Source organism: Nocardia sp. NPDC056100 (assembly GCF_042266325.1).
Taxonomy (GTDB): domain Bacteria; phylum Actinomycetota; class Actinomycetes; order Mycobacteriales; family Mycobacteriaceae; genus Nocardia.
On sequence record NZ_JBHJVY010000006.1, the window covers coordinates 222,584 to 244,798 of the forward strand.

Below are 22,215 nucleotides of genomic sequence, written 5' to 3' on the forward strand. Positions count from 1 at the left end.
CCGCGTCATATCGAAGAGCCCCGGCCACCGCACAATTCGGTGCCGGGGCACTTCGGGGTCAGTGCCAGAGCGCGGCGATGAAGACGTTCAGAATCGCCAGCCCACCCGCGGCATGGGTCATCCACGGCACCGCCTTACCGCGCTTGGCATCGGCGCGGCCCATCTCCGCGAACGCCGCGACCAGAACGGCCACAACGAGTTTGGTGATGATCTTCGGCATATTCGGATCCTTGCCGAGCGAATCGATCGACTCGGCCAGTCCGACCAGGATCACGCCGGTGATGAGCTGGGCGCGCGCACCCCACACCATCAATTCCGATACTCGGGGCTGCGCGGCGACATATCCGCCGACCACCGCCGCCATCCCGAGCAGATGGGACACAACCACCAGGTTGTAGACAACGTCCATGGCTGTACACGCTAATGGATCGGCTCGCGTCAACGACAGCCGGTAGTACCGAAAAGCGCCTGCTGATCGGGTACGGCACAGGTTTTACCACCCCGTCGGCCGGGTAGTCCTCCTCCAGTGGCTCTCCGTGCTGTACCGGGAGAGCCCTCAATGTGTGAGCAGTGACGCTTAGGGAGAACGCAGGTGGCGGTTGTACTCGTGCTGCGGGCACGCGGACTGGGTGATCTACTCACCGCGGTCCCCGCATTGCGCGCACTACGCCGGGCCCGGCCCGAAGACCACATCGCACTGGCCGCACCCCATCGACTCAAACCCATCGTCGACCTCATCGCCTCCATCGACGAAATGATCCCGACCGCCGATCCCGCCGGAATCCGCTGGGACGGAGCGCCGCCCGCACTCGCGGTGAATCTGGACGGAGCGGGCGCGGACAGCATCACCGAGGTGACCCGCGTACACGCCGATCGCGTACTGACCTATCGGAACCCGGCCTTCCCGGAGGTGGCCGGACCCGACTGGCAGATCGATATGCACGATGTGGACCGCTGGTGCCATCTGCTCGAATCCGCGGGGATCAGCGCCGATCGCCGCAATCTCGGACTGGTGCCGCCGGTGGCGGGCACCAGCCATCGCGATTGCGTGGTCGTGCACATCGGCGCGGGAGCCGCGGCGCGGCGCTGGCCGCCGGATCGCTTCGCGGCCGTGGTGCGGCATCTGCTGGTGCAGGATCGCGATGTGGTGCTCACCGGCGATGAGACCGAACGCGATATCGCCCTCGGGGTCGCCGCGCGCGCCGGACTGCCCATCACCCATGTGCTCGCGGGCCAGCAGAACCTCATCGAACTCGCCGCGACGGTCGCCGAGGCCGCGCTGGTGGTGTGCGGGGATACCGGAGTCGCCCATCTGGCAACGGCTTTCGGCACCCGGACGGTACTGCTGTTCGGGCCGACCCCGCCCAGTCGTAGTGGACCGCCGCCGCATCTGCTGGGCAGGCATGCGGTGCTGTGGGCCGGACAGGTCGGCGATCCGGACGCAGCCACCATCGATCCCGGACTGTTGAAGATCAATGTGCCCGAGGTCGTCAACGCCATCGACAAGCAACTGCGCAAACGGCCGTGGCCCGGCACCGGACTGGATCGACGGGCGCAGCAGGCCTATCGGCGCGTGGGCTGAGCGCTCCCCTTATAAGGAGAGCGCTTCTATATAGGGAAGCGAATCAGGTGTCCGCGATATCGGCGCGCGCACTGGACAGCGCCGCCGAATACGCCGCGATGGCACTGGGCCAGAACTGTTCGAGATAGTCGCGGGCATCGGCCAGACCGCGCGGGTCCAGGGTGTACAGGCGGCGCGTGCCCTCGGGCTGTGCCATCACCAACCGGGCCTCGCGCAGCACCTTGAGATGTTGAGATACCGCCGAGCTACTGACCCCGACCAGGTCGGCGAGCTCACCGACCGATCTCGGCCCCTGCGGTAGCGACTCGAAGACCGCGCGCCGGGTAGGGTCGGCCAGTGCGCTGAGCACTCTCACTCCGTTAGCGGGCACTTAAATAGAGTGCCCGGCGAAGTTGATCAGGTCAATACACGCTGAAACGCCCGATACCGAGGTCATAACGAAATTACCGCCGTGTCGTTATCTACTCGTGACAATCGACCTGGCGTTTTGTACCAACGTGACGGTGGTAACAGGGTTTGTGGACCGGTTATTACCTCCCATACGTTCGATGCATGCCCGTAACCGTTCCGTTATCTCGAAGCCTCATGAGGGCCAGCCGGTACCGGACGGCCGCAACTCGTGCAGTGGCCGTCTCCGCAGTCGTCTGTGCCTCCGTGAGTGCGCTGGCCGCCGCAGACCCGAACACCGATACCCCCGACAGCAATGTCTCGGTTATCGCCGCTGCCGCCCCGCAGGACGCGAAGTTCACCGCCTTCACCCCGTACGAAGCCCAGATGCCGCAGTTCGTGCCGCCGGAGGTCACCGACTTCCTGCGCAACCTCGGCGTCGAGCAGGCTCGTCCCAAGACCGTCCGTCCCGTGGCAGGTCCGCTGACCTCCGGGTTCGGGGTGCGCTGGGGTGCCATGCACGCCGGTATCGACTTCGGCGACGGCTTCGGCTCGCCGATTCGCGCCGTCACCGACGGCACCGTCATCGAGGCGGGCCCCGCGTCCGGTTTCGGCCTGTGGGTGCGGGTGCAGCAGGATGACGGCACCATCGGCGTCTACGGCCATATGCAGGACATCCTGGTCAATGTCGGCCAGCAGGTGCGCGCGGGCGATGAGATCGCCACCGTCGGCAGCCGCGGTTACTCCACCGGACCGCATCTGCACTACGAGGTGCACACCTCCCCGGGCGCTGCCATCGATCCGCTGCCCTGGCTCGCCGGCCGCGGCATGGACGTCGGCACCGCGACCGACTGAGCGGCACAGCGAAATAGCAACGCCGAGAATCGATGAGGGGTTCTCGGCGTTTCTAGTACCCGGGTATTACGTGCGAACCCCACCGCCGGGGGACGCCCGGTGCGGAACGGCGCTCATAGCGTCACCGATATGACCACCAGCGTCGCCGAAATCCGCACCGCCGCTCCCGCTTCCAGCCCGCGGCCGTGGCATCGCCCCCTGCTCGCCATGACCGTCGTCATGTCCGCGCTGGCGCTATTCGCGCTGTGCGCCATGGCATTCGACGATCGGATGCTGCTGCACGAATCGGTATGGCTCAAACCGCTCAAATTCGCGGTCGCCTTCGTCGCGTACTCGATCACCCTGGCGTGGCTGCTGCGCTTCCCGCATCGCGGGCAGCGGCTCACCTGGTGGATGGGAACGATCTTCGCCGCCACCGGAATCCTGGATGTCGGATTCATCGTGATGCAGGCCGCGCGCGGCACCTTCAGCCATTTCAATACCGAGACCGATGCCTTCAACACCATCGGACAGCAGATCTTCATGACCGGTGTGCCCGGACTGTTCCTGGCGAATCTGGTGATCGCGGTGACGCTGAGCTGGCAGCGGGTCACCGATCGGCCCGTCAGTCGCGCCATCCACGCCGGGCTCGCGCTCGCGGTGGCCGGGATGGGCGTGGCGTACATGATGGGCTTCAGCGGTAAACAGGAATCCACCGATGCCTACGGCAAGCCCATCGAACTCGCGGCCGGACACACCTTCGAGAGCGGACAACCGCTGGTGCGCGACGGGGTCGGCACCATGCCGATCACGCATTGGAGCACCGTCGGCGGCGATCTGCGCATCGCGCACTTCCTGGGCCTGCACGCGATTCAGATACTGATCGTGGCCGCGCTGCTGCTGGCCCGGCTGGCCCCGCGCACCCGCTGGCTGCGCACCGAACGCGCTCGCGCCGACCTGATCTGGGTGTTCGCCCTGACCTACGCGGGACTGTTCGGCGTCATCGCCTGGCAGGCGCTGCGCGGTCAGGCGCTCATCCATCCCGATTCCGCGACCCTGCTCGGCTTCGGAATCACCGCCGCGGTACTGCTACTGGGGACCGCCCTGGTCTACGCGATCCACGGCCGCGGCACCGCGCCGGTGGTCAGCGCAGCCGCTCGGCATCGCGCGTCAGTTTCACCAATATCGCGGTGAGTTCGGACAGTTCGATGGAGTCGGCCCCCTCCTCGACGGCGGTGGCCACATCCTCGGCGGCACAGCGCGCGGCGAACCAGCGATCGGACAGATCGCCTACTTCCTGCGCGCTGAGCACCACCGAATCCTCGGGAATCCCGCTCCCCTTCAGGCTGTTCCGCGCCTCATAGGCGCGCTGCCTGCATGATTGCCGGCAATACCGCCGACGCCGCCCCACCTCCGAATCGGCGATCTCCCTCCCACACCACTGGCAGGACAGTTGCCGCTTGGGGGCGCGATGATCTGAGGTAGGAGTACGCGTCACGCAGCACACGATAGCCGGATCGATCACCCGTACCGCGGCAACACCACAACCCACCTCCTCTTTTTCCACCGGATCACGCCCGTATGCGCAGCCCGGGATGCTCGAGTACCGCGCGCCATGCCGCCGAAAGCGGAAGTGCCGCACCCGGTTCTGCGGGCACGATGGTGACCCCGCTCTCGGCGAGGGTGCGCAGGGCCCGCTGAATCGGCCGGAAGTTCAATTGCCCTTGACTCGAATAGGGCACGGCCACAACAGGTTTCCCATCCCCGACGGCTTCGATGAGCAGACCGAGCGCGAGCGTGTCCGAAATGCCCACCGCCCATTTGGCTATCGAATTACCGGTCAGCGGAGCCGCGATCATGGCGTCCGCGGGCGGCAGCAGATCCGGGGTCCCCGGTTCCTTGTATTCGCTGCGCACGGGCCATCCGGTCGTGACCGCGAGGGCGTCGGCATCGATGAACTTTCTCCCCGATGGGGAGGCGATCACACACACTTCCCACCCCTGCCCCCGCGCCATATCCACCAGGGCCGCAACCTCGCTCGCCCGGGAAGAGCCGGTGACGATCGCGTACAGCACCGGCGCACCTTGACCATTCATATGACCAGCATGAGCCACCGGACACGCGGCTACGGGACGAGCACGAGCTTGCCGGGCCCGTGGCCCTTGATCCCGTCGCGATGCGCCTGCGCCGCCTCGGCCAGGGGGTACACGGCGTCGATCAGAATGCGCAGCTCGCCCGAACGCGCCGCCAACTCCGCGCGCGCGGCATTGCGGACGGCGAACCCCGCGTCCTGGCCCGGACCGTAACCCAGTGCCTTGATACCGGCTTCGATATGACGATCCGACGCCGCGATCGACGCGATCCGCCGCGGATCGGCGACCACCGCCAGCGAGACATCCAGGGCCTCGTCACCACCCGCGCAATCGATGGCGGCGGTAATGGGCCCGGGCGCGACGGCCCGCACGCGATCCAGCAGTCCGGGACCGTAGGCCACCGGAATGGCACCGAGGCCGTGCAGCAGTTCATGATTCGCGGCGCTCGCGGTGGCGATGACGGTCGCGCCCGCCGCCACGGCCAACTGCACGACCAGGGATCCGACCCCGCCTGAACCGCCGTGCACGAGCACGGTGTCGCCCGGGCCGACCCCGGCCGCGTGCAGCGTGTGCGCCGCCGTGGTGCCGGTGAGCATCAGTGCCCCGGCTTCGGGCCAGCCCAGTTCGGCGGGCTTGGGGATCAGCGAGGTCACCGGTGCGGTGACGTAATCGGCGTAGGCGCCGGTGACGGGATAGACGATCACCTCCGCGCCGACCTCGATATCGTGCACGTCCGCACCGATCGCGGTGACCACGCCCGCGCATTCGAGTCCGAGCCGGGGCAGTTCCTCGGCGAGCCCGGCGGCATCCTTCTCATCCTCGTCCACCTCGTGGAAGGCGCCGCTGTAGAGCTTCCAATCGATGGGGTTCACCCCCGCCGCCCGCACTCGCACGACTACGCCGTCCGCTTCGGGCAGCGGTACCGGGGTCTCGACGATCTCGAGCACGTCCGGCGATCCGTATCCGGTCGGCCGTACGGTCCGGGCCACGGTGTCCATTCTCTGATCTCTGCTCATGAACTCAGTCTCGAATTCGAATGGCATGATGTCTACTGCATACTTCGCAGTCCATGATTGCGTCGAACGCAATCCACCCTCGGCGCATGGCGTGTGACACGCCGTGGCGAAAGCGTCGCCGACGGGCGAGTAGAATGGCACGGTTCTCCCCCCACGGGAACCGAAGCCCGCGCCCCTGCGTTAACTGTGCAGAAGCGTTGACATGAAGTTTTGAACGTTGCCGATAGGCGAGAAGGGACCGCACCCATGGCAGATCGCGTACTCCGGGGCAGTCGACTTGGAGCGGTGAGCTACGAGACCGACCGCGACCACGACCTGGCGCCCCGTCGGATGGCGCGGTACAAGACGGAGAACGGCGAGGAATTCGATGTTCCGTTCGCCGATGACGCCGAGATTCCCCCGACCTGGTTGTGCCGCAACGGCCAGGAGGGTGTGCTCATGGAGGGCACCACGCAGGAGCCCAAGAAGGTGAAGCCGCCGCGCACGCACTGGGACATGCTGCTGGAGCGTCGCAGCAAGGAGGAGCTGGAAGAGCTCCTGCAGGAGCGGATGGATCTGATCAAGAGCCGTCGCCGCGCCTGATCCGCGGTACATACTCCGCGCTACGGAATTGGCCGAGCCCCCCTCCCATTCGGGAGGGGGGCTCGCCTCTTATATCTTACCGGCCCGCCACCCTTGGCGGGCCGAATTGGTTGCTACTCAGTGGCTGGCGACCTTGCGATACTGCAACAGCGCCAACGGAACCGCGATCGCGAGGATGCCGAGCGAGCACAGCGACGCGTACATGATGCAGTGATCGGCGGGCCAGCCCTGGGCGGGAGTGAATCCCGGGGGCGAGCCGTTTCCGAAGAGTTTGCGCCCGGCCGCCGAGACGGCGGTGATGGGATTCCAGGCGGCCACGGTACGCAGCGGACCGGGCAGGGTCTCCCCGGAAATGAACGCCGAGGAGATGAATGTCAGTGGGAACAGCCAGATCAGGCCCGCGCTCTGCGCCACCTCCACGCTCGGTGACATGAGCCCGGTCAGCGCCCCCACCCAGGACATGGCGAACGCGAACAGCAGGATGACCGCGAAAGCCAGGACGGCGTTGATGACTCCGTCGTTGATGCGCCAGCCCACCGCGTACCCGCAGCCCACCATGACCGCCAGGGCCAGGATATTGACCACGAGATCGGAGAGCGTGCGGCCCATCAGCACCGCCAGCCGGGACATGGGCAGGGTGCGCATCCGGTCGATGATGCCCTTGTGCAGGTCGTTGGCCAGGCCGACGGTGGTGAACGCGGCATTGAATGCCACCGTCTGGGTGAAGATTCCGGCCAGCAGGAATTCGCGGTACTGACCGCCGCCCAGGGACGCGCCGAAGATGTACGCGAACAGGAAGACGAACATGAGCGGCTGGATGGTGGCGGTGACCAGCAGGGTGGGCACGCGCAGGATGGTCAGCAGATTGCGGTAGGCGACGATGGCGCTGTCCCGAATCGCCCTGGGCAACAATAGGAGCGCGGTGTTGTCCGTGCTCGGCGGCTTGTTCGGCGCCGGGGCTTCGGCGGTGGTGGTCACGACAGAATCTCCTCTTGCACGGTATCGGTGCTGCGGGCGGAGGTTTTGCGCTCCGCGGATTTGCCGGTGAGGGAAAGGAATACGTCGTCGAGGCTGGGCCGGTGCACATCGGCGTCCAGGATGCAGACGCCCGCGTCGTCCAGGCGGCGCAGCGCTTCGACCATGGTGCGGGTGCCGTCGCCGACCACGACGGTGACCTGATCGGTGGCGGCGTCCGCGCTGGGTTCGCCGATTCCGACCTGCGCCAGAATCTGTTTGGCGGGTGTGGGGTCCTGCCCGGCCGCCAGGGTGACGGTGAGTTTGTCACCGCCGATGGAGGTCTTGAGTTCATCGGCGGACCCGCGCGCGATCACCCGGCCGCGATCGATAACGGTGATGCGGTCGGCGAGCAGATCGGCTTCCTCGAGGTACTGGGTGGTGAGCAGCACCGTGGTGCCGTCGTCCACCAGATCGCCGATGACGCGCCACATATCAAGGCGCCCACGGGGATCCAGTCCGGTGGTGGGTTCGTCGAGCACGACCACGGGCGGTTTGCACACCAGTGCGCCCGCCAGGTCGAGTCGCCGGGCCATACCGCCGGAGTAGGTGCCCGCGCGCCGCCCGGCCGCGTGTTCGAGGCCGAGCGCGGCGAGCAGTTCGGTGGCGCGCTGGGCGGATTCCTTATGGCTCATGCCATACAGCCGCGCCACCATGCGCAGGTTCTCGAAGCCGGACAGGTTGGCGTCGATCGCCGCGTACTGGCCGGACAGCCCGAGCCGGGTGCGGGCGCGCGCCGGATTCTTGAGCACGTCCACCCCGGCCACCCACACCTTGCCCGAACTCGGGGCTAGCAGGGTGGTGACGATGCGGACCGTGGTGGTCTTGCCCGCGCCATTGGGTCCGAGCAGGCCCATCACGGTGCCGGACGGGATTTCCAGATCGATCCCGTCCAGCACCCGGACCTTGCCGTAGTACTTGATCAGTCCTTCCACTTCGACCGCGAGACTCATCGGCTCCCCTCCCGCTCGGTGCGGGCGGCGTTGGCGGCCAGGTGATCCCGCAGAACCGGTCCGATGACCGCCAGGGATTCGGGCGTGGTCATGCCCGAGTGGCGGCAGCGCACCAGTTGATCGTGTACGACTCCGGTGACGTGCGGTTCCCAGGCGGCGGCGTTGCGGTCCGGGTCGGAGCGGTTGATCTCGTCATCGGCGGCGGTGAAGAAGAGCAGATCGCCGATGAACACGCGGGGTTCGAAGCCGTGTGCGAGGACCGCGCCATTGGCATAGCCGTTGTAGAGACGTTCGAGATGGTCGACGGTGAGCGCGGCGAACGGTCCGGGACGGTTGCGCAGGAACTCCGCGGCCTCCTGGAGTGTCATGCGCGGGTCGACATCGGTGTCGCCGCCGAGCAGGTCACTGCCGAATTCGCCGATGATGTCGGCGACGCCGGGCACCGCTTCCTCGAGCCACTGATCGGACAGCTGGTAGCTGTCCATGAGCGCGAGCGTTGCCACCTCATCGCCGGTTTCCTGCAGCCGCACCGCGATCTCGTGCGCCAGCAGACCACCGAGCGACCAGCCGAGCAGATGGTACGGGCCGTGCGGCTGTACCGACTTCATGTGTGCCACATAGTAATTCGCGGCTTCACCGATGGTGGCGTGGTCATCGCCACCGGTGACGTGCGGCGCCTGCAACCCGTAGACCGGGCGGTCGGCGGGCAGCTGGGCGAGCAGTCCGGCGAAGCACCAGGCCAGACCGATGGCCGGGTGCACGCAGAACAGCGGGGCCGCACTGGTTTCGGTCATGGGACGCAGCGGCAGCACCGGTTGCAGTGCGGCCGCCAGGGCCGCACCGGCGTCACCGTCGGCATCGGCCAGCCGCCGGGCGATGGCGGCCGGGGTGGATTCGCCGAACATGGCCTGCACGGGCAGGTCCACCCCGGCGGCGCGCAGCTGTCCGACCACCTTGGTGGCCAGCAGTGAGTTGCCGCCGAGTTCGAAGAAGCCGTCGTCGACGCCGACCTGTTCCACGCCCAGCACATCGGCGAAAGCGGCGCACAGTGCCGCTTCGGTCGCGGTGGTGGGCGCGCGGTAGCCCTCGCGGGCGGCGAACACCGGTTCGGGCAGCGCTGCCCGATCCAGTTTGCCGACCGGTGAGAGCGGCACCCGATCCAGCAGCATGATCGATTGCGGGACCATGTAATTGGGCACCAGTTCGGCCACGTGCGCGGTGAGCTCGTCGATGCTCGGCGAGGTGCCGTTGCGCGGTTTCACATAGGCGACCAGCGCGGTGGAGCCCGCCGGTGTCCGATGTCCGATGGTGGTGGCGAATTCCACGGCGGCATGCCGGGCCAAGGCCGCGTCGATCTCGCCGAGTTCGATGCGGAAGCCGCGGATCTTGACCTGGTGGTCGGTGCGCCCGACGTATTCCAGATCCCGTACGCGCCCGTTCTTCTCGACCCAGCGCACCAGGTCGCCGGTGCGGTACATGCGCTCGCCCGGTTTGCCGAACGGATTGGCCACGAAGCGCTGTGCGGTGAGTCCGGGCCGCCGCAGATACCCGCGCGCCAAAGCCGCACCGGCCAACTGCAATTCACCGGTGACGCCGGCGGGCACCGGGTGCAGGCGACTGTCCAGCACGGTCGCGCCGACACCGCGGATGGGTCCGCCGATGGTGATGTGCCCGTTCGGGCGCATGGGCTGGGACATCAGGGTGACGATGGTGGTCTCGGTGGGCCCGTACACGTTGTAGAGCTTGCGGCCCGGTGACCAGCGGGTCACCAGATCCGGTGGCAGCGCCTCACCGCCGACGAGCACATGCCGCAGCGAGGTGACGCCGGTGGGATCGACGGTGCCCAGCGCCGAGGTGGTGATGAAGGCGTGCGTAATGCCCTCGTCGATGAACACCCGGCCCAGATCCGCGCCGCCCACCACACCGGGCGGGCTGATCACCAGGGTCGCCGCACCGCCGAGCGCGAAGAGCAGATCGAGCATGGCGGCGTCGAAACTCGGTGTGGCGAAGTGCAATATCCGGCAGCCCGGTCCGACCTCGAACCGCTGTGCGGTTTCGGCGGCGAAGTTGGACAGACCGCCGTGCGTCACCACGACACCCTTGGGGATGCCGGTGGAGCCGGAAGTGTAGATGACGTACGCCGGATTGTCCATGCGCAGCGGTGCGACGCGCTCGTCATCGCGGATGGGCGCGTCCGAGGAGGCCAGCACCCGCCGCCGGAACGACGGCGCGTCCAGGACGGTCCAGTTCGCGCCCTCGGGCATGCGCTCGCGGTGCGCGGAGAGCGTAATGCCGATGGCCGCACCGGAATCGAGCAGCATATGGCTGATGCGCTGTTCCGGATAGTTGGGATCGACCGGTACGAACGCGGCTCCGGCCTTGGCAATGGCCAGGGTGACGGCCACCGATTCTGCCGACCGCGGAATGCCCATGGCGACCAGGGTTTCCGGTCCGACGCCGTAGCCGATGAGCACCCGGGCGAGCCGGTTGGTCCAGCGGTCCAGGGCGTCATAGGAGATCTGGGTGCCCGCCGCGCGCACGGCGATGGCCTGCCGGTTGAGGTTGGCCGCGGCCTCGAACACCTCGGGGAAGGTGATCGGCAAACCGGGCTCCGCACCGCGCACCGGGGCCAGCGCCGACCATTCGCCGGAGTCCAGGAGTTCCAGATCCCCCACGGCCAGTGCCGGATTCGCGGCGGCCGCGCCGAGCATGCGCACGAACCGATCCGCGAGTCGCTGTGCGGTGCCCTCGTCGAAGAGGTCGGCCGCGTAGTTCACCGAGACGGTGATGCCGTCGGGTTCGCGGCGCGGGGTCCAGGCTTCGGTGAGGGTGAATTGCAGATCGAATTTGGCGATGCCGGGATCGGCGTCGTCGTTCTCGATGCGCAGACCGGGCAGCTCCAGCACGCGCACGGGCTGGTTCTGCACCGACAACATGACCTGGAACATGGGGTGGTGCGCCTGGGTGCGCACCGGATTGAGCACCTCGACGAGCCGTTCGAACGGTACGTCGGCGTGCGCGAAGGCTTCCAGATCGGTATCGCGGACCGCGCGCAGCAGATCGCCGAAGGCCGCGCCGCCGGTGACCCCGGTACGCAACACCAGGGTGCCGACGAACATGCCGACCATGCGATCCAGTGCCGGATGTCCGCGCCCGGCGATGGGTGTGCCGACGGTGATGTCGTCCGCGGCGGTAACCCGGTGCAGCAGGGCGACCAGTGCGGCATGCAGCACCATGAACATGGTGACGCCGTGTTCGGCTGCCAGGGACTGCAATTCGCGATGGGTGAAGGCGTCGAGGGTGCATTCGACGGTGCCGCCGCGATAGCTGGGCACCGGCGGTCGGGACCGGTCGGCCGGAACCGACAGCAATTCCGGAATGCCGTCCAGGGCGCTCCGCCAGTAGTCGAGCTGGCGGCTGATCACCGAATCGGAATCGCTTTCGACGCCGAGCACGTCCTGCTGCCACAGCGTGTAATCGGCGTACTGGATGGGCAATTCGGCCCAGTCCGGTTCGCCGCCGCCCGCGTAGGCGCGGTACGCGGTGGCCACATCGGCCGCGAGGGGTTGCAGTGACCAGCCGTCCATGGCGATGTGGTGCACCACCATGACCAGCACGTGTTCGGACGGTTCGGCCCGGTTGCCGCCGGTCGCGCCGGTCAGGCGCAACAGGGTGGCGCGCAGCGGAACCTGGGTGCCGAGGTCGAATCCGGCGGCGGTGACCCGGCGGATCTCCTCGGGCACCTCCTGCGGTTTGACCGCGCGCAGCGGCAGCGAGACCGCGGCGTCAGCGGGTTCGAGCACGTGCTGGCAGGGTTCGCCGTCGATTTCGGGGAAGACCGTGCGCAGCGTCTCATGCCTGCGCTGCACCGCGTGCAATGCCGCGCGCAACGCCTGTACGTTGAGGTCGCCGTGCAGGCGCAGTGCGACCGGAATGTTGTACGCGCCCAGCGCTTCTCCCTGATCCCCGGAGGCATTGAACTTCTCCAGGAACCACAGCCGTCGTTGCGCGGCCGAGAGCGGGATCTGCGCGGGGCGGGTGCGCCGGCGCGGTTCCAGGCGGGCGTCGGCGGTGCTCGGACCGGAGTCCAATGCGGCGGCGAGCCCGGCCACGGTGGGTGCGGCGAAAACGGTCCGCACCTCCAGCCGGACACCGGTGGCGGTGGCCAGGCGCGCCACCAATTGGGTGGCGAGCAGCGAGTTTCCGCCGATTTCGAAGAAGCTGTCGTCCGCGCCGAGGTTGTCCGCGCCGACCAGATCGCTCATCACCTGGGCGACCAGGCGTTCGGTATCGGTTTCCGGATCGCGGGAGACCAGTGCGACCACGGCCCGGGGTTGCGGCAGTGCGTCGCGATCGAGTTTGCCGACCGGGGTCAGCGGAATGCGGTCCAGCGGGGTCAGGCTGCTCGGCACCATATGCGCGGGCAGGTGTTCGGCACAGTGCGCCCGCAGCTGATCCAGATCGACAGTGGCCGGATCGACGGGCAGTACGAACGACACGATGCGCTTGGTGCCCGCGATATCGCGGACTTCGGTGTGCGCGAAGTGGATTCCCGGATGTGCGGTGAGCACGGCGTCGATCTCGCCGAGTTCGATGCGGAAACCGCGCACCTTGACCTGATGGTCACTGCGGCCCAGGTAGTTCAGTTCACCGTCGGCGGTCCAGCGCACCACATCACCGGTGCGGTACATGCGCGCGCCTTCGGGACCGTACGGATCGGCGATGAACCGCGCGGCGGTGAGGTCGTAGCGGTCGATATAGCCGCGCGCGGAACCCTGTCCGCCGATGTACAACTCACCGGGAACGCCGACGGGCACCGGCCGGAGTCGCTCATCGAGGACGAGTGCCCGCGCACCGCGCACCAGGGTGCCGATGGTGACGGGTTCCCCGACGACCATGGGCCCGGCGATGGTGACCACGACGGTGGTCTCGGTGGGTCCGTACCCGTTGAACATGGCGCGACCGGGCGCCCAGCGGGCCACTAATTCCGGCCCGCACGCCTCGCCGCCGACCATGACCGAACGCAGATGCGGCAGCGCCCAGCGGTCCCGGTCGATGGTGGACAGTGCGGCCGGGGTCATGAAGGTGTGGCTGATCTCCTCTTCCTCCATGAGCGCGGCCAATTCGTCGCCGCCGTAGATATCGGCGGGCACAATGACCATGGTCGCGCCGGAGCCGACCGCCAGCAGCAGATCGAAGATGGCGGCGTCGAAGCTCGGCGAGGAGAAGTGCATGGTGCGGGCCTCGCGGTCCACTCGCATGCGGTCGCGGATCTCATCGGCGAAATTGGACAGACCGCCGTGGGTCACCGCCACGCCCTTGGGTTTTCCGGTGGAACCGGAGGTGTAGATGACGTAGGCGAGGTCGGCGGTCCACAGCGTGGTGGTGCGGTCGGCGTCGGTGATGGGTCCGTCGTCGAGTACTTCCAGATCGTCGAGGAGTTCGGGATCGTCGAGCAGCATCCAGGACATGGCGTGATCACCCGCGGCCGCGTGCAGCCGGTCGGCGTGTTCGGTCATGCTGATGCCGACCCGGCAGCCGGAGTCGGTGAGCATATGCCGCACCCGGTCCGCCGGATAGTTGGGATCGACCGGAACGAACGCCGCCCCCGACTTCGCGACGGCCAGCACCGACAGCACCGATTCGGCGGAGCGGGTCAGGCCCAGGGCCACCCGGTCGCCCGGGCCGATGCCCTGCTGAATGAGCGCACGTGCCAGGCGATTCGAGTAGACGTCGGATTCGAGGTAGGTGAGCGCGGTGTCACCGAAGCGCAGGAATTCGCGGTCCGCGTTCAGGTGTGCGGTGGCGGCGAAGTACGCGGCCAGGCTGCACTGTGGTTCGGGCGCGGGTCCCCAGGCGGGGGTGAGCAATTCGCGTTCGGCGTCGGTGCGGGCGTCGATGGCGCGCACCCGGACCCGCGGGTCGGCGGTGACGGCCTCGAATACCCGGAGCAGGCGGTCGGTGAGGATCTGCACCGACTGCTGATCGAAAAGCTCCGCCGCGTAGACGAATTCGTAGATCCGGTCCTCGGCGGTGCGATCGCCGGGCAGCACCCGCAGTTCGAGATCGAACTTGGCGAGCGCGATATCGAGTTCCTCGGCCTGCAATGCCAGACCCGGCAGTTGCAGTGCGGGCAACGGTGTGTCCTGCACGGTCAGCGCGACCTGCAGGACCGGGCGGCTGCCGCCCGCACCGGTGCCGAGCTCCTCGATGACACGTTCGAACGGCACCTCGGCATTGGCCATGGCCGCGAGTTCGGTATCGCGATCGGCCTGCAGCAGTTCGGCGAAGGTGCGGTCCGGATCCACATCCGAGCGCAGCACCAGGGTGTTGACGAACATGCCGACGAGCTCGTCCAGGCGGGTGTCGGTGCGACCGGCCACCGGGGTGCCGATGACGATGTCCCGGCCGCCGGTGACCACGCGCAGCAACACCGCGAGGCTGGAGCGCAGCACCATGAACATGCTGACGCCATGGCCGCGCGCGAGGTCGGTGAGCCGGTGCTGCAGGTCTTCCGGCACCTCGAACCGCACCACGCCGGAGCGCTGGGTGGGTTCGGCGGGCCGGGCCCGGTCGTAGGGCAGCGGCATTTCCTCGGGCAGATCCGCCAGCGCGCCCCGCCAGTACGCGAGCTGGGTAGCGGCGGTGCTCTCCGGATCGGATTCCAGGCCCAGGCATTCGCGCTGCCACAGGCTGAAATCGCTGTACTGCACCGGAAGTGGCGTCCAGGCCGGTGCGACCCCGCCGTGCCGGGCGGCGTACGCGATGGCCAGATCCCGGGTGAGCGGGCCCAGTGACCAGCCGTCTGCGGCGATGTGATGCAGCACGATGCCGAGCAGATGCCGTCGATTCCCGGTGCGCAGCAAGGTGATTCGCAGCGGGATGTCCCGGGTGAGGTCGAAGCCGCGGCGGGCGAGCGAGCGCAGTGCGGTGCGCGCGCCGACGTCATCGGTGTCGATCGGGTCCAGCACCGGCAGGCACTGGGCGGTCTCCTGCAGCACCTGGTGTGCGCCGTGTTCGTCCTCGGGGAAGACGGTGCGCAGCACCTCGTGCCGCTCGACCAGATCCGCCAGGGCCGCGCGCAGGGCGGGCACATCCGGATCGCCGTCGATTCGCAGCACGAACGCGATGTTGTAGGCACTGGATTCGGGGGAATATCTATTGAGGAACCACAGTCGCTGCTGCGGCAGGGACAGTGGTATGCGCTCCGGGCGCGGGGCATGCACAGCCAGCGCCGCCCGCTGCGTCCGGGGCGCTTCCTGCAATCGGGCGGCCACGCCCGCGACGGTGGGCGCTTCGAAGATGGCGCGCACCGGCAGTTCCACACCGAATTCGGTGTGCAGGGCCGCGGTGAGCCGGGTGGCGAGCAGTGAGTTGCCGCCGACCTCGAAGAAATTGTCTTCCGCGCCTTGGATTTCGGTGCCGAGTACGGTGCCGAAGACGGCGGCGACCTGGAGTTCCATCTCGGTTTCCGGGGCGCGGGAGGGTGCGCCCGCGGCGAAATCGGGTGCGGGCAGCGCCTTGCGGTCGAGTTTGCCGGACGGGGTGACCGGCAGATTCTCCAGGAGGGTCAAGGCCGAGGGCACCATATAGCCGGGCAGCCGACCCCGCGCGGTCGCCATGACGGCCGCGATATCGACCTCGGTATCGGCGGTGAGATAGGAGACCAGGCGCGGGATACCGCGTTCGTCATTGTGGACGACGGTGAGCGCGAAGGTGATTCCCTCATGCGCCAGCAGCACATGATCGATCTCGCGCAGTTCGATGCGGAAGCCGCGGATCTTGATCTGATCGTCCGCGCGGCCCAGGAAACGCAGCTGGCCGGAGCCGTCCGCGACCACGAGATCACCGGTGCGGTACATGCGCTCACCGCGTCGCCCGTGCGGATTCGCCGGGAACGACTGGGCGGTGAGCCCGTGCCGTCCGAGATAACCGCGCGCCAGGCCGGGACCGGACAGGTACAGCTCGCCCGCCACCCCCGGGGGCACCGGATGCAGGCGGCCGTCGAGCACGAACAGGCGCATACCGCGCACCGGAAGACCAATGGGCACGGGCTGACCCGCGATCATCGGACCGGTGGCGGTCGCGGCGACCGTGGCCTCCGACGGACCGTACATATTGTGCATCCGGCGCACGGGCAGTGCTTCCGGTCGCGCCTCGGAATCGGTCCAGATGCGCACCAGATCCTCGGGGCAGGCCTCACCGCCGACGATGACCGCCTCGAGATCGGGCAGATCCCGCGAGGGCACGGTGCCCAGCGCCGCCGGGGTGACGAAGGCGTGCGTCACCCGCTCCTCGCGCAGCAGCACCGCCAGTTCGATCCCGCCGTAGATACCGGCGGGCGCGACCACGATGGTGGCTCCGGCCGCGAAACCGAGCAGCAGTTCCAGTACCGAGGCGTCGAAGCTGGGCGAGGAGAAGTGCAGTGTGCGTGCGGAATCGGTGACGCGGAACAGATGCATCTGCTCATGTGCCAGCGAGGCGATGCCCGCATTGGTGACGACCACGGCCTTGGGCTTACCGGTGGACCCCGAGGTGTAGATGAGGTAGGCGGGTCCGGCGGTGCGCAGCGGGTGATGCCGGTCGGCATCGGTGAGCGGGGTGAGCGGGAACTGTTCGCATTCGGCGGCGAGTTCGGGTGATCCGATCAGCAGCCAGTCGACGTAGCTCTTGCGGTGCCGCCCACGGTTTCCCGGCCAATCGGGCATTTCGCCCCGACGGTCCGGACTGGTGATGCCGAGCATGGCCCCGGAATCGGCGAGCATATGCGCGATGCGATCGGCGGGATAGTCCGGATCGATCGGCACATACGCGGCACCGGTTTTGGCGACCGACCAGACCGCGAGCACACAGTCCAGACTGCGCGACAGCGCGACGGCCACCACCACTTCGGGGCCCGCACCGTGTTCGATGAGCACGCGCGCCAGGCGATTCGAGCGCTCGTCGAGTTCGCGATAGCTGGTGTCCTGCCCCTGGTATCGCACCGCGACGGCATCGGGCACCCGTTCGGCGGTATCGGTGAGCAGGCGCGCCAGGGTGCTGGCGGGTTCGGCGGGCGACCCCATGATGGGCACCAGTTTGGCGATCTCGCGGGCGTCCAGCATGGGCAGATCGCCGACCGGTACGGCCGGATCGGCGACGGCGGCGGTGAGCACCGCGCCGAAGCGGCGGGCGATGGCCTCGACCGTGGCATGGTCGAAAACATCCGCGGCATAACCGAATTCGGCGGTGAGCGGCATTTCCTCGGCCGCGGTGCCGAGCGGTTCGTGCACGGTGAGCTGCAGATCGAACTTGGCCACGTCGACCGCCATGGGCAGCACCTCGGCGGCCACCCCGGGCAGATCGAACTTCAGCTCGGGGGTGCTGTCATAGGACAGCATGACCTGGAACAGCGGATGCCGGGCCGCCGAGCGCTCCGGGTTGACCACCTCGACGAGGCGTTCGAACGGTACGTCGGCATTGGCGAAGGCATTGAGATCGGTATCGCGGACCTCGGCGAGCATGCGATCGAAGCCGGCGGCCGGATCGACCCGGGTGCGCAGCACCAGCGTGTTGACGAACATGCCGACGAGCTCGTCCAGGGCCGGATCACTGCGCCCGGCGATGGGGGTGCCGATGGCGATATCGGTCGTATTGCACAGGCGCGCGAGCACGGCCGCGAGCGCCGCGTGCAACACCATGAACGTGCTGACGCCGCGTTCGGCCGCGACGGCGGCGAGCCTGCGGCGGGTGTCGACCGGAATGCTGAACTCCACCCGGCCGCCATCGGTGGAGCGCTGCCGCGGCCGCGGGCGATCCAGCGGCAGATCGAGCTGATCGGGCAGATCCGAGAGCGCGGCACGCCAGTAGGCGAGCTGTTTGGACAGCGCGCTGGCGGGATCGGCTTCATCGCCGAGCAATTCGCGCTGCCAGAGCGCGAAGTCCGCGTACTGCACGGGAAGTGGCGTCCAGTCCGGTGCGACCCCGGTGCTGCGGGCGGCGACCGCGCTCATGATGTCGCGGGTCAGCGGTGCGATGGACCAGCCGTCACCGCTGATGTGGTGCAGCACCATGAGGAAGACGTGCCGGTCCGGTCCGGTCTCGTAGAGCGCGACCCGCACGGGGGCCTGACTGCGCAGATCGAAGCCGTAGCCCGCGAATTCGGTGGCGAAGGTGATGACATCGCCCGCGGTGGCGTCGATCGGGTCCAGGGTGAGCGGGATCTCGGCGGCCGGATGCACCACCTGGCCCGGGCCTTCCGGACTGTCCGGGAAGGTGGTGCGCAGGCTTTCATGGCGTTCGAGCACATCGAGCAGACCCGCGCGCAGTGCCGAAATGTCCAGTGGCCCGGTCAAAGCCACGGCCAGGGGCATGTTGTAGGCGGCGGCGTGTTCGGCGAAGCGGTTCAGGATCCACAGCCGCTGCTGGGCCAGGGACAGCGGGATGTGCTCGGGCCGCTGTGCCGCACCGAGTTTCGGTGAGGAGGTCTCGGCCGCGAGACCCTCCACGCGCGCGGCGAGGGTGCCGACCGTGGAGGATTCGAACAGATCGCGAATGGTGAGTCCCGCGCCAACCACATTGTTGACGCGCGCGATGGCCCGGGCGGCGCTGAGCGAATTGCCGCCGAGGTCGAAGAAATTGTCGCCGACGCCGATCTCGTCGATGCCGAGCACCTCGGCGAAGATGGCGATGAGCTGATGTTCGAGTTCGGTGCGCGGTCCGGCGCTGGGCCGGGCGGCACGACGCGGGGCGCTGCCCGGATCGGGCAGCGCCTTGCGGTCGACCTTGCCATTGGCATTGAGCGGTAGTTCGTCGAGCACCAGCAGCACCGGCGGCACCATATAGCCGGGCAGGATCCTGCGCAGTCCGGCGAGCAGTTCGGCCGAATCGAGCGGTGCGGTGCCGGGTGCGGCGACCGCGTACGCGGCGAGTTCATCGCCGCCGCGACCGCGGCGTGCGACGCAGACCGCGCGCGCGACCCGCTTATCGGACAGCAGTGCCGCTTCGATCTCGCCGAGTTCGATGCGCAGACCGCGAATCTTGACCTGGAAATCGCTGCGGCCCAGGTATTCCAGCACTCCGGTGCGACCGCCGCGCCAGCGCACCAGATCACCGGTGCGGTACATGCGGGTACCGGGGGTGAACGGGTTGGCCACGAAACGATCGGCGCTCAATCCGGGTCGGCCGAGGTAACCGCGCGCCAGCTGGACACCGGCGAGGTAGAGCTCGCCGACAACGCCGGGGGCCACCGGCTGCAAACGCGCGTCCAGAACATAGGTGCGGGTGTTCCACACCGGTGCGCCGATGGGCACATCGGTCGCGCCGGGCGTGCAATGCCAGGCGGTGACGTCGACGGCGGCCTCGGTGGGTCCATACAGATTGTGCAATTGCGGTGCGCCGGAACCGGTGCCGAGCGCGGTGTGGAATTCGGCGACGGTGGCGGCGGGCAGTGCCTCACCGGAGCAGAACACCCTGGTCAGTCCGGTGCAGCCCGCGACATCGGTATCGGTGAGGAAGACCGACAGCATGGACGGTACGAAATGCGCGGTGGTGACACCCTTGTCAGCGATGATCCGGGCCAGATAGCCCGGATCGCGATGTCCGTCGGGTGCGGCGATGAGCAGTCTCGCGCCGATCTGCAACGGCCAGAAGAACTCCCACACCGAGACGTCGAAGGTGGCGGGGGTCTTCTGCAGCACCACATCGGAGCTGTCCAGCGGGTACGCGTGCTGCATCCAGCGCAGCCGGTTCACGATGGCGGCGTGTGAGATGCCCACGCCCTTGGGCTTACCGGTGGAGCCGGAGGTGAACAGCACGTACGCCAGATGTTCGGCGCGCAGCGGGGCGGTGCGGTCGGCATCGGTGACGGGCCGCGCACCGTGCGCGGACAGGTCGGCGGTGTCGATATCGAATCGGGTTGCCGCATCGGGCAATTCGACCGCGTCCCGGGAGGCGGTGAGCACGCAGAGCGGATGCGCCTGTTCGACGATCTGCTCGATGCGATCCACCGGATGATCGGGATCCAGGGGCAGGTACGCCGCACCGGCCTTGACGATGGCGTACATGCCGATGAGCAGGTCGAGGCTGCGGCGAATGGCAAGGCCGACAACGGTATCGGGTCCGGCGCCGCGCGCGATGAGTTCGCGGGCCAGGCGATTGGCGCGCTCGTCGAAGGCGGCGTAGGTGAGCGTCTCGCCCTCGAAGTCCAGGGCTATCCGCCCCGGGCACATGGCGGCCCGATCGGCGAAGAGCCCGGCCAGGGTGCCCTCCTGGCGCGCGACCTGGGTCGAATTCCATTCGTGCAGAACGCGTTCGCGTTCGAAATCGGTCAGGGCGGGCATATCGCCGACGGCGGTCTGCGGATCGGCGCGCAGGAACCTGGCCAGATAATCGAGGAACCGGCCGTGGTGCATGGTCAGTTCACCATCGCTGTACAGGCGCGGATTGGCCTCGAAGTCGATGTGAATGCGATTGCCGACACCGTTGTACAGGTTGATGGACAGATCTTCGACCGGTCCGGTGGAGAGCACATTGAGCGAGCCGACCAGGCTGCCGAATTTCAGCTCACTGTGGAACAGCATGAGATTGACCATGGGGCCGAAGAATCCGCGGGCGTCGCGGGCGTATCCGCTGTCGCGGCGAATGTCATCGCTGCGGTAGCGCTGATGCCGCAGCGCGCCGGTGATCTGCAATTCGACCGCGCGCACGGTGTCGGCGACGGTTTCCGGGCCGGTGAAGCGGACCCGCACCGGCACCACATTGGACACCACGCCCGCCGAGCGGCGCAGGGCGACGGTGGTGCGCGCGGAGACCGGAAGGCTCAGCACCACATCCTGATTGCCGGTGACCGCGCGTACGTAACCGGCGAGCGCGGCGACGAAGAGCGCGGACGGGTTGGAGCCGAACGCGGTCGCCGCCTCCTGCACCGCGAGTTCGACCTCGGGGGCCAGCACCGCGGTGGCGCAGCGGCGGCCCGCGTCCGAACCGGCCGCCAGCACATTGGCATTGGAGAGCGTGATGGGTTCGCTGACGCCGTCGAGCTGTTCGCGCCAGTAGTCCGCGTCATTGCGGGAGCGGCTGGTTTCGCGGTAGCGGTTCTCATCGGCGTAGATGGTGGCCAGCGGGGTGGCGCGGGAGACGACCGGTTCGGTCTGGTTCTCCAGGGCCGAGTAGATCTCGGCGGTGCGGGTGGTGGCGTTCATGGCCCCGTACCCGTCGATGACGATGTGATGCCCGCGGGTGTACCAGATGTATTCCGAATCGCCCGTCCGCAGCACCACATTGATACTGAGCGGATCGTTCTCGATATCGATGACCGAACTGGCGTGATCGTTCATCCACGCCAGGGCCGCGGCCCGCGGATCCGGTTCCTCGCGCAGGTCGATGCGACCCCAGCCCGGCCGCCGGGTGTGGTCGATCACCTGGTGCGGCACCCCGTCGATCTCCAGCAGCCGTACATGGCCCACCTCGGTCTCCGAGCCGAACCGCTCGATGGCGTACAGCAGGCGGCCGACATCCAGATCACCGTGGATCTCCACATATTGCGCGATGGTGAGGGGGATGTCGGGCCGGACATGTTGCGCGTACCAGAGGGCCGATTGCGCGGGAGACAACGCGAAAGGTTGAGCCGAGAATTCACCCGAAGAACATTGGTCGACACGATCGGTGGCCAATGAACTCATCAATCACTCCTTCTGCCGCTGTAAGACGCAACTCCCCGAACCCCCGTGCCCCGTCTCTTCGGCTTTCGCGCACGCGCGAGCCTTAGGACGTGA

At 67.8% G+C, this 22,215-nt stretch carries 12 protein-coding genes; 4 read left to right on the forward strand and 8 right to left on the reverse strand.

The window, feature by feature from the left end:
* Nucleotides 1–58 precede the first annotated feature (58 nt).
* Nucleotides 59–409 (reverse strand): hypothetical protein, encoded by a 351-nt coding sequence (locus tag ACFC0O_RS40150; protein WP_375967432.1) that lies wholly within the window; start codon nucleotides 407–409, stop codon nucleotides 59–61.
* A gap of 183 nt (nucleotides 410–592) precedes the next feature.
* Here ACFC0O_RS40150 and ACFC0O_RS40155 point away from each other — a divergent pair, with 183 nt between their 5' ends.
* Nucleotides 593–1,582: a glycosyltransferase family 9 protein gene (locus ACFC0O_RS40155; RefSeq protein WP_375967434.1), complete on the forward strand. Its 990-nt coding sequence runs from the start codon at nucleotides 593–595 to the stop codon at nucleotides 1,580–1,582.
* A gap of 43 nt (nucleotides 1,583–1,625) precedes the next feature.
* On the opposite strand, the gene ACFC0O_RS40160 is transcribed toward ACFC0O_RS40155, so the two are convergent.
* The gene (locus tag ACFC0O_RS40160; protein WP_375967435.1) at nucleotides 1,626–1,952 is read right to left on the reverse strand and encodes an ArsR/SmtB family transcription factor; all 327 of its coding nucleotides are present in this window, start codon (nucleotides 1,950–1,952) and stop codon (nucleotides 1,626–1,628) included.
* Between the two features lie 284 nt (nucleotides 1,953–2,236).
* Between ACFC0O_RS40160 and ACFC0O_RS40165 the strand changes: the two genes are divergently transcribed.
* Together ACFC0O_RS40165 and ACFC0O_RS40170 are read left to right on the forward strand one after the other, a co-directional pair.
* A complete protein-coding gene (locus ACFC0O_RS40165) occupies nucleotides 2,237–2,824 on the forward strand; it encodes a M23 family metallopeptidase (RefSeq protein WP_375967437.1) in 588 nt (195 codons plus the stop codon).
* A gap of 129 nt (nucleotides 2,825–2,953) precedes the next feature.
* Entirely contained in the window at nucleotides 2,954–3,997 is a 1,044-nt protein-coding gene (locus ACFC0O_RS40170; RefSeq protein WP_375967438.1) for a hypothetical protein, read from the forward strand.
* On the opposite strand, the gene ACFC0O_RS40175 is transcribed toward ACFC0O_RS40170, so the two are convergent.
* The 3 genes from ACFC0O_RS40175 to ACFC0O_RS40185 form a co-directional block, all read right to left on the reverse strand.
* Entirely contained in the window at nucleotides 3,948–4,301 is a 354-nt protein-coding gene (locus ACFC0O_RS40175; RefSeq protein ID WP_364634112.1) for a hypothetical protein, read from the reverse strand. The genes ACFC0O_RS40170 and ACFC0O_RS40175 overlap by 50 nt on opposite strands.
* Before the next feature lie 73 nt (nucleotides 4,302–4,374).
* Entirely contained in the window at nucleotides 4,375–4,899 is a 525-nt protein-coding gene (locus ACFC0O_RS40180) for a flavoprotein (RefSeq protein ID WP_375967439.1), read from the reverse strand.
* Between the two features lie 29 nt (nucleotides 4,900–4,928).
* Complete coding sequence (locus ACFC0O_RS40185; protein ID WP_375967441.1) at nucleotides 4,929–5,912, reverse strand: NADP-dependent oxidoreductase; 984 nt, start codon at nucleotides 5,910–5,912, stop codon at nucleotides 4,929–4,931.
* Between the two features lie 246 nt (nucleotides 5,913–6,158).
* On the opposite strand from ACFC0O_RS40185, the gene ACFC0O_RS40190 reads away from it, so the two are divergent.
* Nucleotides 6,159–6,494 carry an RNA polymerase-binding protein RbpA gene (locus ACFC0O_RS40190; protein ID WP_364634107.1) on the forward strand — a complete coding sequence of 112 codons (336 nt, stop codon included), beginning with the start codon at nucleotides 6,159–6,161 and terminating at the stop codon, nucleotides 6,492–6,494.
* Nucleotides 6,495–6,611: 117 nt separating this feature from the next.
* Here ACFC0O_RS40190 and ACFC0O_RS40195 read toward each other — a convergent pair whose 3' ends face one another.
* The 3 genes from ACFC0O_RS40195 to ACFC0O_RS40205 all read right to left on the reverse strand — a co-directional run bounded on the left by ACFC0O_RS40195 (nucleotide 6,612) and on the right by ACFC0O_RS40205 (nucleotide 22,122).
* The gene (locus ACFC0O_RS40195) at nucleotides 6,612–7,403 is read right to left on the reverse strand and encodes an ABC transporter permease (RefSeq protein WP_375967764.1); all 792 of its coding nucleotides are present in this window, start codon (nucleotides 7,401–7,403) and stop codon (nucleotides 6,612–6,614) included.
* A gap of 65 nt (nucleotides 7,404–7,468) precedes the next feature.
* Nucleotides 7,469–8,461, reverse strand: coding sequence for an ATP-binding cassette domain-containing protein (locus ACFC0O_RS40200; protein ID WP_375967443.1), 993 nt, complete (start codon nucleotides 8,459–8,461; stop codon nucleotides 7,469–7,471).
* Nucleotides 8,458–22,122 carry an amino acid adenylation domain-containing protein gene (locus ACFC0O_RS40205; protein WP_375967444.1) on the reverse strand — a complete coding sequence of 4,555 codons (13,665 nt, stop codon included), beginning with the start codon at nucleotides 22,120–22,122 and terminating at the stop codon, nucleotides 8,458–8,460. The genes ACFC0O_RS40200 and ACFC0O_RS40205 overlap by 4 nt, the downstream gene beginning before the upstream one ends.
* Nucleotides 22,123–22,215: the final 93 nt, after the last annotated feature.

Coding starts and splice junctions, on each gene's coding strand:
- ACFC0O_RS40150 (WP_375967432.1), bottom strand. CDS start 409: ATGGACGTTGTCTACAACCTGGTGGTTGTGTCCCATCTGCTCGGGATG.
- ACFC0O_RS40170 (WP_375967438.1), top strand. CDS start 2,954: ATGACCACCAGCGTCGCCGAAATCCGCACCGCCGCTCCCGCTTCCAGC.
- ACFC0O_RS40180 (WP_375967439.1), bottom strand. CDS start 4,899: ATGAATGGTCAAGGTGCGCCGGTGCTGTACGCGATCGTCACCGGCTCT.
- ACFC0O_RS40185 (WP_375967441.1), bottom strand. CDS start 5,912: ATGAGCAGAGATCAGAGAATGGACACCGTGGCCCGGACCGTACGGCCG.
- ACFC0O_RS40190 (WP_364634107.1), top strand. CDS start 6,159: ATGGCAGATCGCGTACTCCGGGGCAGTCGACTTGGAGCGGTGAGCTAC.
- ACFC0O_RS40200 (WP_375967443.1), bottom strand. CDS start 8,461: ATGAGTCTCGCGGTCGAAGTGGAAGGACTGATCAAGTACTACGGCAAG.
- ACFC0O_RS40205 (WP_375967444.1), bottom strand. CDS start 22,122: ATGAGTTCATTGGCCACCGATCGTGTCGACCAATGTTCTTCGGGTGAA.